This window comes from Candidatus Zixiibacteriota bacterium (assembly GCA_014728145.1).
GTDB lineage: Bacteria > Zixibacteria > MSB-5A5 > JAABVY01 > JAABVY01 > WJMC01.
Genome location: WJMC01000158.1, coordinates 1 through 13,387, shown reverse-complemented (window position 1 = coordinate 13,387; position 13,387 = coordinate 1). Strand labels below are relative to the sequence as shown.

11 protein-coding genes are annotated in these 13,387 nt (G+C 50.0%); 2 read left to right on the top strand and 9 right to left on the bottom strand.

Annotation, left to right across the window (positions count from 1 at the left end; genetic code table 11):
* Positions 1–23 precede the first annotated feature (23 nt).
* Positions 24–1,124, bottom strand: coding sequence for a hypothetical protein (locus GF404_09425; protein MBD3382404.1), 1,101 nt, complete (start codon positions 1,122–1,124; stop codon positions 24–26).
* Between the two features lie 4 nt (positions 1,125–1,128).
* The gene (locus tag GF404_09420) at positions 1,129–1,308 is read right to left on the bottom strand and encodes a hypothetical protein (protein MBD3382403.1); all 180 of its coding nucleotides are present in this window, start codon (positions 1,306–1,308) and stop codon (positions 1,129–1,131) included.
* Positions 1,309–1,420: 112 nt separating this feature from the next.
* On the opposite strand from GF404_09420, the gene GF404_09415 reads away from it, so the two are divergent.
* Entirely contained in the window at positions 1,421–2,632 is a 1,212-nt protein-coding gene (locus GF404_09415; protein ID MBD3382402.1) for an FtsX-like permease family protein, read from the top strand.
* Between the two features lie 36 nt (positions 2,633–2,668).
* Here GF404_09415 and GF404_09410 read toward each other — a convergent pair whose 3' ends face one another.
* The 6 genes from GF404_09410 to GF404_09385 form a co-directional block, all read right to left on the bottom strand.
* Positions 2,669–4,036, bottom strand: coding sequence for an OmpA family protein (locus GF404_09410; GenBank protein ID MBD3382401.1), 1,368 nt, complete (start codon positions 4,034–4,036; stop codon positions 2,669–2,671).
* A gap of 4 nt (positions 4,037–4,040) precedes the next feature.
* A complete protein-coding gene (locus GF404_09405; GenBank protein ID MBD3382400.1) occupies positions 4,041–5,282 on the bottom strand; it encodes a SpoIID/LytB domain-containing protein in 1,242 nt (413 codons plus the stop codon).
* Complete coding sequence (locus GF404_09400; GenBank protein MBD3382399.1) at positions 5,279–6,448, bottom strand: hypothetical protein; 1,170 nt, start codon at positions 6,446–6,448, stop codon at positions 5,279–5,281. Before GF404_09400 ends, GF404_09405 begins: the two co-directional genes overlap by 4 nt.
* Before the next feature lie 2 nt (positions 6,449–6,450).
* A complete protein-coding gene (locus tag GF404_09395; protein MBD3382398.1) occupies positions 6,451–7,413 on the bottom strand; it encodes a hypothetical protein in 963 nt (320 codons plus the stop codon).
* 40 nt (positions 7,414–7,453) lie between these two features.
* Positions 7,454–9,025: a diguanylate cyclase gene (locus GF404_09390; GenBank protein ID MBD3382397.1), complete on the bottom strand. Its 1,572-nt coding sequence runs from the start codon at positions 9,023–9,025 to the stop codon at positions 7,454–7,456.
* Positions 9,026–9,246: 221 nt separating this feature from the next.
* The gene (locus GF404_09385) at positions 9,247–11,001 is read right to left on the bottom strand and encodes a carbon starvation protein A (protein MBD3382396.1); all 1,755 of its coding nucleotides are present in this window, start codon (positions 10,999–11,001) and stop codon (positions 9,247–9,249) included.
* A 1,126-nt stretch (positions 11,002–12,127) separates the two neighbouring features.
* Between GF404_09385 and GF404_09380 the strand changes: the two genes are divergently transcribed.
* Positions 12,128–12,796: a hypothetical protein gene (locus GF404_09380; GenBank protein MBD3382395.1), complete on the top strand. Its 669-nt coding sequence runs from the start codon at positions 12,128–12,130 to the stop codon at positions 12,794–12,796.
* Positions 12,797–12,826: 30 nt separating this feature from the next.
* Here the strand turns inward: GF404_09380 and secA are convergent.
* Positions 12,827–13,387 (bottom strand): preprotein translocase subunit SecA (secA, locus tag GF404_09375; protein ID MBD3382394.1); only part of this gene is annotated, 561 nt, incomplete at its 5' end.

Below are 13,387 nucleotides of genomic sequence, written 5' to 3'. Positions count from 1 at the left end.
TGGAGATTTGAGTTACTGTTATCCTACTGATTATTTGTTTTTTCGATCAGGTTGTAGCGTTTGATATAACGGGCGATAAGCTCGGCTACATAGACATGACCGCGTTCGTTGTAGTGGATATAGTCTTTAAGCTCTGGATCAAAGAATCCCGCCTGGTTCTGGAAAAATGTCGCCAGTGGAACCATAAGAAATTGATTTTCCTGCTGAAGATCGCGGATCACTTTGTTGTACTCCTCGTGGATCATAAAGATGCGTTCCAGCTGTGTACGGCGCCCCTCCCCAAGGTAGACCGACGACTGCGGTGCCGGCGATGTCAGAAAGACTGGTGTAATACCGTTTTCGAGCGCAATTTTACGGATTTCCATCAGGTTCTGGCGGTACTCATTGAGGGTTACACGATAAGTCGGATTCTCCACGTCGAAACCGCTCAGGCCCTCTTTTTCGGTAACCTCGAGAATCAGGTATTTAACCAGGCGGTAAGTGGCCAGTTTGGCGAGGTTGTTCTGAAGCCAGATCACAAAAGGCGAAAGGACCTTGATCTCCCGATCGGAGAGTCCGCGACCCGCGCCCCACATATCGTTCCAGCCGAACGAAAGCGTGATGATGTCCGGATCGTAGTCGAGGATCTTCTCCTTCAGGAGTATCAAACCCTGATGAGAAGTGTAGCCGGGAACTCCGCAGTTAATGACTTCGATATTTTTATCGAGATAGGAGGACCTGAGATGATCTTCCAGCCGTTCCGAATAGGTACCGCCTGTGGGTATCTCCCATCCAAATGTGCATGAATTGCCGATACAGCATATCCTGACCTGATCTTTCGGTTTGTCGGCATCAAACTCCTCACCCCGGAAACCGTGGGAGTTGATATGATATTCCCCTTTAGCGATAAAATCACCGGAGATGGTCTTATTCGGGACGAATTCCCAGAAGAGAGTCGGGTGCCGGCGGAAATATTCCGGGTATTCATGAACCCGCAGAAGCAGGAAAAAAGGTGACTCCCGGCGTCCCTCGATCCCGGCGATCCGCAAAAACGTTTCCACGATGACAAGCAGGATAAAGATCGTCAAGAGGACGAACAAAACTTTTTTCGGAGCCGAAATCGATTTTGAATAAGAATCTACCATGGGACTAAAAGATATTATATATAAACGGAGCCACGGCCGAACTTTCGGTCAGCAGGATAAACACGACCAGAAGCAGAATCAGGACGATAACCGGGATAAGCCAGAACTTCTTGTTGGTCCGTAAAAACAGCCAGAACTCGGCGAAAAAAGATTTATTATTTTGGTTGTGATTTTTTTCAGTCATAATCGTCTAAATATATACGTATTTCACCTGAGCCCGCAACCAAAATCAGTTGACGGGCTATAATACTGATAATGGCGATTGACATGCAGGCTGTACAGGTTATCTTTAATTTATGCATTTAGGTGAGTCTTTTAAAGTAGCATTGGGATCCCTGCAAGGCCACAAGGTCAGGTCGTTTCTGACCATGCTGGGCATAATCATCGGCGTATCCTCGGTCATCACCGTTTTGGCAATGGGGCGCGGTGCCGAAAAAGCGACAAAAGAGGAGATCCAGAAATACGGCACCAACCTGCTGACCATCCGGCCCGGATTCGCCCGTGGCCACGGCGCCAGAGCATCCGGTCAGAGGGTCAGGCTGTACATGGAAGATGCCAGGGACATATCAAATATTCCCGGTGTGGCGGCTGTAATCCCGGAAATCAACAGCTTTACATCATTGAAATTCGGCAATGAAGTGGCCAATGCCCGCATCTACGGCACTACTCCTGAATATGAATGGGCACGTAATGCGCCTCTTTCTAAGGGCAGGTATTTTACCAGATCTGAAAACGCCCGGCGCGCACGGGTGGCCGTAATCGGAGCCGAGGTGAAAAATATTCTTTTCGGCGAGGAAACCTACGGCATACTCGGTTCCGAAATCAAAATCCGCGGGATCAACTTCGAGGTAATCGGAATTCTCAAGGAAAAAGGTCCGGGATGGTCCTCACCCGATGAAGCAGTTTTAATTCCACTCGAGACAGCGCAAAAGCGACTGTTCGGGATCGACTATATCGAGGGTATCACTGTCAAGGTGGCCGACATGGACTTGATGACCCCGGTTTCGCTCGAAATCGAAAAGACTTTGAGGCGCAATCACCGGCTGAGCGGTGACGATGAAAACGATTTTCGTATTTACAACCAGGTCGACTTCATCCAGACCTCGCAGAATGTAACCGACACATTCAAATGGCTTCTGGGATCGATAGCGGGAGTATCCCTGATCGTGGGCGGTATCGGCATTATGAATATTATGCTCGTGTCGGTCACCGAAAGAACCCGTGAGATCGGCCTCAGGATGGCGGTCGGGGCGCGCAAACGGGATATTCGCCTGCAGTTTTTGATCGAGTCGTTCGCGCTTTCGATTTTAGGTGGACTGATCGGAATCGGACTGGGTACCGGAGCATCCGCTGTGCTTTCGACCTATTTCCAATGGAACACCCTGATCTCGGCTGATTCGATCGTGCTGGCTTTCTGCTTCTCTGCGTTCGTGGGGGTTATCTTTGGATTCTACCCGGCCTATAAAGCTTCCATGCTCGATCCCATCGATTCTCTCCGCTACGAATAAGACAGCATTAAGTGAATCAACTGCGATATAGATGACTTAATAATCGAAGACTATCTCGATGCGATGGTTGCTTTCGCGTCCTTCGCGGGTGGAGTTGGTGGCGATAAACTTCTCCGCGCCGACACCATAGATCTTGATCCGGTCGCGGGTCACGCGCCTGCGGACAAGGTAATCGCGGACTTTTTCAGCTTCCTGCAGTGACAGGTTTCGGCTGTACTCGAGATCATCGAGGTTCTCGGTGTATCCACGGATTTCACAGCTGACTTCGGGAAACTGCTTGAGGGCTAAAGCCAGGCTATCGAGGTAACGCCTGCTCACGAAATCGATATATTCTCCCGATTCGGAAAAACGGACCTGGAGCGTTCTGCGGGCAAAGATCTCGCTTTTGATCGGGCACCCCCACTCATCGACCACATAACCTTGCGGATTATCCGGACAGGCATCTTCGGCATCGACAACACCGTCGCCATCGCTGTCAGGCGGACAACCATCATGCTCGCCTTCAGATTTATAGTAGACAAAAGGACATCTATCGAGATAATCCGGGAGGCCGTCCTCATCGGAATCGAGCGGACAGCCGGTATCGTCGGTATAGCCGATCGCTTCCGGTGGTGATTCGGGACAGAAATCGAGGTAATCGGGGATACCATCGAGGTCGCTGTCGGTCATATCATAATCCTCAACATTATGGGAGGGTGAAAGGAGATCATGATCGAAATGACGTCTGCTTTTCGAAAAATCGAAATAGAATGAAAAACCAGCTTTCAGGTCGAAATATCCGCGCGAACGGACATCGTTGGCGGTATCCGAGAGATGGGTACCGTAAAGGGTCAGGTAATTAAGATGAAAATCGAGATTGAATGACAGGTGGTCGCTCAAAAACCACTCATAGCCCACCCCGGTGGAGATAAGAAACTCGGTCGCTTCGTAATCCACTATCTCACCGTCGGCATCCGGCACCCGCAGGATATCACCGCTTGAATAGTCATGCACCGACCAGAATGCCAGACCGACCGCTCCGCTCAGGTACGGAACGAAACTGCTGTTGCCCAGCATATAGTACTTCATCCTGAGTCGCCAGGTGTTGTTCTTCCAGTACTGGGAAGCGTTTTCCTTGCCCAGTTTAACGATTTTCCCTGAGGCCGTATCATCATAGACCTTGGAGCGTTCCCAGTCCAGAAATAACATCGTCTCCTCTGTCAGACCATAGCCCAGAGAGAAAGCATAAGCAGAGGATATGGCCCAGATCTGGGAAGTCCCGTTCCAGACCGGCTGACGCCCTCCACCTGCGAAACTGAAGGATAAACGCTTGTCCAGCGAGAGTTCAGCCTGGACTGCTGATGACATTCCGAACAGCATCAAAAGGCCCAGCGCTACAATAATTTTTGTAGATGTCTTATTCATATATTTAATAGATTTTACTGATATTCACATCCGTATAATAATGATTCAGGATTTCGCGATATGTCTGTCCGGACCTGGCTCGCCCGATAGCTCCGCACTGGCACATCCCGACACCATGACCGTAGCCTCCGCCCTCTGCTGTTATCTCGACCAGTTTGCCATCGTGATCACGCCACAGACGCAGGTCGAAGTTCGATGAAGGCAAAATCAGTTCGGGACTCCCGGGTCTTCGAAACGCCCAGCGGATCTGATCTTTGAAAAACAGAAAATCGCCTTTGTCGGTTTTAACCTCCAGGTAGTTGATTCTCCCCGAGGAAAATCTTTCCTTGATTATAATATCCTCTATGATTAATGAATCGGCCGTAAATTCCCTTTCCTTGAGCAGGTATTGACGCAGATATTCGGCCAGTTCTTCCGGTTGCCAGCTCATATGCCAGTTATAATACTTGGACCAGCTGCAATACCCGAGGTCTTCCACGCCCTTCAGATAGTGCGAGCCCTGTTTATCCCAGACATGCGCGACATCCTCGGTGTATCCCCCGCAGGTCGAGTGGTAGTAAGCTGTAATCGGCTTTTTTCCGCAGGTCAGGATCATACCGGCGGTCTTTTCGATTGCCCGGTTAGCCAGAGAGTATTCGCCCGCGATGCCACGGTAGACCTGGTCCATGATACTATTGACCAGATCGTAACGCCTGTTCCGGTTGGACAACAGACGCGAATAGGCATAAGTCCGCGAGGCAACTGCCTGAGCCTTGAGTGCCTCCAGCGCGTTGGATTCGAGCCGGCCTATTTCAGGTGGAAGTACACCCTTGAGATAATCCTCGAGGTTGAGCACATTGATTAATTCCAGTTTGTCATCATCGCGCCTAACCTCGAGCACTCCCCTAAACGGTTTGCCGTTTATTAACAGATGGTTACCCTGATGTTTGGGAGCGGCGTAAATCACTGTCAAGTTGCTGTCTAAAACGAAACCATTGTCGGATAAAACAATCCCGGACTGACCGAGGCGAAACCTCAACTCTGCCACGGAGTAATATCCACGGGGTGCGAGTTCGGAAGTGACACAGCGCAGTTTGTAACTGCCCTGGCACCTGAGCGAAAACTGACTGTCATGCAGGATCCGTACACGGATACGTGGCAGTGAGACCTGCTCGCGTCCGGTCTGTCGTTCGATGTAATCCAGCCGCGAACATCCACAGATGACCAATATAGATACCAGAATCAGATGGCTAATCGACTTGATCATGGCAGTGACAGTTTCCCCAGCACAGTGGCTCGTTTTGCACCGGTTACCTGCGGAAGACCGGCCGGGCGATTGTGTAAAAACATGACCGCCAGCAACGCGAACCCGGCTGCTTCTACAAAGTCCGGATCGATATTAACATCATCACTTGATACGACATCACATTCAGGCAGATTTTCAACCAGAGAATTGATCATAAACAGGTTGTGCGCACCCCCACCACAGACTGCAAGTATTTCAGGACTGCCGACACATTTGATATAGCGCATGACAGCTTCTATTGTAAACTGGGTGGTTGTAGCTATAATATCGGCCGGTTTGAGCATCAGGTTTTCTCCTGCGCTGATCAGTTTCTGTACCATGAAGTCTTCGAATTGCTCCCGTCCCAGCGATTTGGGAAAAGCACTTTTATACCAGCCATGACATTTGAACCATGCCAGCAACCTGCCGGATACAGTTCCGCTCAATGCGACCTTTCCATCCTCATCAAATTTCCTGTTGTACAGGCGGTTCATCAGGGCATCGACCAGCATATTGCCCGGCCCGCAATCAGAGGATTGAATATCCTTTGGCCTTCCGCCTCTGGGTAACCAGGTCAGGTTGCTGATCCCGCCGATATTGAGAACCGCCAGGTTGGCTTTTGATTTAGAAAACATGTGATAATGACATACCGGCATCAAAGGCGCACCGGAACCTCCCAGTGCGACATCATTGACGCGAAAATCAGAGACCACAGGAATACCAGTACGCGCCGACAGCATCGACCCGTCGACGATCTGCCATGACCCGGTTGTTCGGTCGGAGACTTTTGCCAGTCGCCGGTCGGCATGGTAGATCGTTTGCCCGTGAGACCCGATCAAATCCGGCTTGAGACGCGGATTGTCGTCTGTAAAACGAGTTATCCCGCGAAGGTAAAAATCGACCAGTTCATTGTTCAAACTCATCAACTCAGATTTACGCAGGCTCAAATCCGAGGCCTGTTTGAGTATTTTCTGGCGCAGGGAGATGGGATAGTCGAGCGAACGGGTTTTTGTGGTGCACAGCTTATAACCATTGCCCTGTTTTCTGATCCGGCACAACGCCAGATCGAGACCGTCCAGTGATGTACCGGACATCAGCCCGAGGACGCTCAGGTGCTTTTTCTTTAACAGCATGGACAACGAGGTCACCTTCACAACCTCCCTTTGAGGCGGGCTATTCTCTTAAGGCTTTCCGAAGTTCGGGTTTGATCGATCCGACCTGTATCTAATGAATTGATGACTTCAGAAAAAGCATTTTTCTGATCTTCCGGATTGTGGCAGTACATAACCATGTCATGCCCGGCAGCGAGCGCTTTCAACGCACGTTCTCCGGGGTTGAAATCGCCGGCCACAGCGCCCATACAGAGATCATCGGTGATAACCACGCCTTCAAAACCGAGCCGGGTGCGAAGGCAGTCACGCACTACGGCCGATGAAAAAGTGGCCATACTTCCGCTATCAAGTTCTGTGGCCACAACATGAGTAGTCATTACCATGGGAACATCTGCCTCGACAGCTCTCGCAAATGGAAGCCAGTGTATGCGCTCGAATTCATTTCGGCTTATCCCCGATGTCGCGGTGCAGATATGCGGATCGAGAGAAGCCGAGCCGAGTCCCGGGAAATGTTTGGCAGATGTGACTATTCCGAGCGAACTAAATTCCTCGATCAAGAGACAGGCGTAATCGGCGACAAGCTCAGGATTTGAACCGAAACTGCGCGACGCCATAAGTTTATTTGCGGGATTTGTGAGGACATCGCAGACCGGTGCGAAATTAGTATTGATCCCGAGTTTTTTGAGATGCTTTGCGGTTGTGCGAGCAAACTGCCGAAGTCCATGTTTATCCTGATTTCGGCTGAAATGGCTCATGGAAGGAAAACTCGGGATTTCTCCCTCGAGCCGGTTGACTTCACCGCCCTCTTGATCGACTGCAACAATCAGCGGGGTACCGGATTGATCCTCGAGCGTATCGATCTGAGCATTGAACTCTTCAAGTGAGGCGAGATTGCGAGGGAAAATTATGACACCGCCCAGTCCATAACTTTTAGCGGTCTTTAACAAAAAGTCATAGTTGTCCATCTCCAGCCCGAAGATGAACATCTCTCCGATTCTCAATTGCAAAATCCTATTTTATGTCAACGTCCTGTTGTCAGGTCTATACACTGCAGACCATGTTCTTGCCGGAGCCCTTGGCCCGGTAGAGAGCTGTGTCGACAGTCTGTACCAGCTCGACCGGCGAGAGGCCGTTTTCCGGATAAGACGTGGTACCCAGAGAAACCGTGATTTTCAGCCCGGGCACTCCGGTGGCCACTCCGAAGTCATGCTTTTCTACCTGTGACCGAATCCGTTCGGCCAGAACCTGCGCCTCATCGGCGGAGGTCAACGGCAGTATTATAATAAATTCCTCGCCACCATAGCGACAAAAAGTATCGGTGTCACGGATACAGCCCTTGACGACCTGCACGATCTCCTTTAAAACGATATTGCCGATTTCATGGCCGTAGCTGTCATTGGTCTTTTTGAACCAGTCCAGGTCCAGCATTACCAAAGAGAGTGGCAGATTGTAGCGGGTGGCGCGCCGTTTTTCCTCTTCCAGCTTCTGAACGAAATAGCGATAATTGAATATACCGGTCAGGTCGTCGATAACCGTCAGGTCCGATATATGCTTGTGCATGCGCGCGTTATCGATCGCCATTCCGGCCGAGGCCGCCAAAATCGAGTAGAGCTTTTCATCGCGGTCGTTGAAGGCCGCCACTTTCGAGGATTCAGCCGATAGAATACCGATTATCTTACTGCGGGCGATCATCGGCACGATCATCGCGCTTTTCGTCCTCTCCATAATGGCGACATGATTATCGCTTCCGGAGAGATCGGCCACCCGTTCGGTCCGTCCGCTGTCGATCACACGCGCGTAAAGCCCGGAAAGCTCCCGTTTCTGCGGATTCTTGAAGATCTTCTTCACTCCGCTTTCCACCGTGGCGATAAGCTCGAGATATCCACGGTTTTCCGATAAGAGCAGAATACTGCTCATCGGATATCCCAGAATCCGGTCAGCGATATTGTTGATCTCGACAAATACTTCGCTCAGGTTATGGATTTCGCCCAGGGAACGCGAGGTTTCATAGATCGTCTCGAGCTGAATCTGCGTTCTTTCCAGCTCCGTAGTACGCTCGTTGAGGATGTCTAAAAGATTCAAAAGCTTATTCGAGGAATGCTTGATATGCTTGGAAAAGACACCGATCGCGAAAGCGTAGACCCACGCGATTACCAGCCGGAGTGTCAAATCGAGTACGATCTGCTCGCTGATCTGGTAATAATTCATCAGTAAGTACAGAGAACTGCAGGCAAACGCTACGGTTACCCCCCCCTGCAGGCCAAGGTTGTAAGCGGAAAAACCGATCACCAGGTAATACAACAGATAGAAATTGCTGTACAACCCCCCGGTATAATGAACTAACAACGATACTATGGCAATATCGAATCCGAAAGTGATCTTGTAGAGGTCCTGCTGGGTCAGCTTGAGCCAGCGCGGCCGGGTGGTGAAAATCGAAAGATGGATCGCTATTGCCAGAAGTATCAACAATATAGCATTGGTGTTGATCATGTCGGGGTAGGGATTAAAGAGCACCCACGGGATCATGACCACAACCGCAATCAGGCGGGTCACTATAAAAAGATACTCCTCACGAGGGAAAAGTGTTCTAAACGAGCCTTTTTTATTCAACATCCGACAAGACCAAAATAAATGTGCTATTTTTCTGTTATTATCGGCAGTCCGGGCTAAATTTTTCGTTTGAAACAGCTTAAGTTTTGAAAAAAGAGCACTGTTCCAAACTGAAGCGAGCAATTATTTTCCGAAAAATTAGCGGGGAAAAATATGTGGAGTCCGCTGAACCGACCTCATTTCAGGTTGATTCATAAACATCAGGCCGGTTTAAACGGGGAAAGTTATGAGACGGGGTCATGTCTTTTTCGTCTATGCAGAAAGATCGCGGTCCTGATCATCAAAACTGCTACCGCCAATGCCAGAAGGAGCAAGACCAAATCAGTCACGATCAATATCAAGTTGTTTTGCGGTATATAGTTATTCACTAAAAGATAGACCAGTGATGCCAATGTGGTGGTAATCATGAAAACTGCTGGAATGAGAGTATAGATCACTTTTTTTCCACGCAGGTAGAGCCAGACCGTCACAGCCAGAAGAGTCAGGGAAGCCAGGAGCTGATTGGCACTGCCAAAAATCTTCCACAACGCGGCGAAAGCATTGGAATACCCCATCATAAACATCAGCGCTACCGCCAGCCCGGAATTGAACCAGTATTTTTTCATAAATTCCGGCACTTTCCCTGAAAACAGGATATTCCAGAGTTCCTCGAACAGGTAGCGGTTGAGCCTGACCGCGGAATCGAGCGTGGTCACTATAAACCCCTCAATCATCAGGATTCCAAAAACAGAACCGAGCGCTACCGAGACAAACGGAAAGGCATTATTGACCAGATTGCCGACACCCAGGGCAAAAGCCAGGATTGGATTGCCTCCTCCTCCCGCGGGCCAGACAGTAGCCAGGTAATCGGCATGACTTAAGGCCGATGCCAGCGTAACAAGCACCAGAACCGCCAGAAACCCCTCCAGGATCATACCGAAATAACCGATTCTGCGGCAGTCCCTTTCAGATTTGACCTGCTTGGAGGTGGTCCCTCCGCCGGCCAGGGCATGAAAGCCGGAGATGGCTCCACAGGCGATAACGATAAACATCATCGGCCACAAAAGCCCCAAAGCACGCGAACCGGTCTCGAGATCGACCGCCGGCGCGGAAACTGAAAGGCCACCGGCTCCACCCATCAAAAGCGCCAGAACAAGTATCAACATCCCGCCATAGAGAATCTGAACGTTGGAAAAATCGCGCGGTTGCAGGATTATCCAGACCGGTATTCCTGCCGCGAAGAAGGTGTAGACTGAAATTATCAACATCCACAGTTTGGGATCGAGGGCAATAGGAAATTTAAATCCGATATAGATCGAAACTATACACAGCACAAACGCGAGCAGGTAAGCATAAAGCGTCTTCAAGCGACGACGGTAGATCAAAAAGCCCAATAGCGGGGCGAAGGCGGTGATAACGATAACCGAGGTGGAAGCTATTCCACCGATCACACCCTTGACGACACCATCCTCGCTAACTGTCTTGAGGAGCGTCTGATCAGCCGGCAATGTCAATTTCTCGAGTGGCCACTTGGAGGTCAAAGACGTCGCCGCCGCGCCCAGAAACGCGGAAGTCACCAAAATGATCATCACCAGTGTAAACACGATAAACAGCACAAACCCGGTTTTGCCCAGGGTCCGTCCGGCAATCTGCGCCATCGACCTGCCACCCTCGCGAACCGAGGCGAACACGGCGGTGTAATCATGCACGGCCCCGATAAAAACCGCGCCGATCAGAATCCAGATAAGACTCGGTACCAGCCCGTAAGCGAATCCCATGACCGGGCCGATAATCGGCCCCGCTCCTGCTATGGTGGCGAAGTGATGGGCGAAGAGCACATGGGTCCGGGTAGGCACATAATCACGGCCGTCGTTTTTCTCGACCGCGGGTGTACTGCGCTTGTCATCGGAACCAAGCAGGCGGGCGATATGCCGGGAATAAAACCCGATCCCGAATAAAAACACGCCCAGCGCGATGGCAAGTATCAGCAGTACGTTCATTTTTAGTTGCTAACTCTCCCGTCTTCAATATATTAATTGGAATGCAGTCTATTTCAAGAAAAAAAGATCAACTCGCCAGTTGTGTAGGTAATTATGGGGTACGGTTTCTGATATGGACGGTGCTCGCGTTAATTATACTGACAAACCCCGCGCACGCTTCGATATCTGTCTCCAGCGAGGCTATCGACACCCTCCCGGACAAGATCTATGACGATTTGATTATCGCCGACCGTTTCGAAATCTCGGCCAAATTAAACGAGATCTCCGGCGACCTGATTCTTTCCTCGGAGAAGATCAATATCAACGCCCGCCTGGTCAACGGCAATATAAATTCAATCGGGGCACAGGTTTTTATCGGGGGCAGGATAATACAATCGGTCAGAATCTACGGTAACCAGATTTCAACCGATGCCCGTATCGGTCGCAACCTCGCAGTAGCCTCGTTCCCAGCCAGTGATTTTATGGGGCTGGGGTCGAAAATCGAGCTTCTGAATGACTGTTTTGTAGGCAAAGATGCCGACCTGTACGGCTCAGAGATCATAGTAGGAGGAGATATCGACGGCAACCTGAAAGCTTTCGGGGATGTCGTCACACTGGGTGGCGAGATTACCGGAGATGCCGAAGTAACCGCTCATAAACAACTAATCCTGTTACCGAGTTGTCGGATATCCGGAAAACTGCACTACAAATCACCATATACCGCCCGGATCGAAGAAGGTGCCCAGGTTTTAAGCGGTGAGGTTGAACACACCCGTATCTCGAAAGGACGCGGTCTTGTAGATATTCCTTTCAACTGGCGGATAATACTGGCTGTAGCCGCCTTTCTGACCGGCTTGATCATCGTCTTCGGATGCAAAAATATCGTCAAGTTTATTGTCGAGATCATGGCCTTCCGCTTCGGGCAGGCACTCGGGATCGGATTCATCAGTTCTCTGGGCACGATCCTGTACACTATTCTGTTTTTGACTACTTTCATGTTTGCGCTATTCTACAAAGCTGTTTTTGTACTGGTCCCCCCGCTTCTGATCGTTTTGATCGCAATCGCGGTGGCTTTTTACCTGTCTATGATACTGGTAGCGATTTTTACCGGACGACTGATCATCACCCGTATCACAGGAAAATCTGAATGTTCTCCCGGACGAGCGCTGTTACTGGGGTTAATCGTACTGACGGGATTATACATGATCCCATACATAGGAACGGTGCTCGAGGTCATGACTGCCATGCTCGGATTTGGCGCAATCGCGATCGGGTGCTATCGCAAGTTTCGCAAGGCCGGTTAAGAATGAAAATGCTGTTTAAATTTATCATCCTCGGACTGGTTACGGCTTTAATTGTAATACAGTTTTTCCCGGTTGACCGGAGTAATCCGGAAACGAAGGCTGAAATCACCGGTCATGATTCGGCTATCGTGATATTCAAAGCGAAATGCTACGACTGCCATTCCAACCATACAGAGTGGCCACTCTACAGCTATGTAGCCCCGTTTTCATGGCTGGTCGCTTCCGATGTCCACGAGGGTAGAGAACACCTTAACTTTTCGGATTGGAAAAATTATCCGGCATCAGACAAAATCCATCTGGCTGAGGAAATCAATGAGGTTATCGAAGAAGATGAGATGCCCCTGAAGATATATACAATTATGCATCCAGACAGCAAACCCAGCGATAAAGACAAAGAAACCATTTATAACTGGACCGAAAAAACCATCAAAAATTTGCAGGCAGAATCCAGCGGAAAAGCAAAAACGGAATCAGATACTCATGAAGAAGATCACCACAATCATGAGCACTAAATCAGTATCGTAAATATAGCACCCTCTAAATCAGACATTCCTGCCACAGCATTTCTTGTATTTTTTACCCGAACCGCAGGGACAGGGATCATTTCTGCCGATCTTTTTTCCTCTGCGCTTGAATGGTTTCGGCTTGCCCTGTTCAGGAGTGTCATCCTCGACTTGCTTGCCCTCGGCCTGCACAGCGCCCTGGGGAGCCCGGAACCCGAGTGATTCTTTTTTCTTGTGCTGGGCTTTCTGGGCTGCAAGTTCTTCTTTTCGGCGACGGCTGATTTCGCCCTGGTCGGCCGGTTGCATCAAAAAGCAGAACCGTACCGCCTGTTTGTCGATATCCTCCAGAAGCTCCGCGAACATCCGGTAAGCCTCTTTTTTGTATTCCACCAGCGGGTCGCGCTGGGCATAGGAGCGCATGCCGATACCGGTGCGCAATTGATCCATTTCATAGAGATGATCTTTCCACATCTCGGTAATTGTCGACAAGAAAGCCATCCGCTCAACCTGTCGCATCGTCTCGGAACCGAGCACTTCTTCTTTCTGCTTGTAGACTGCGTTTGCGATCTTGACGATTATATCTGCCAGGTCGTCCTGGGT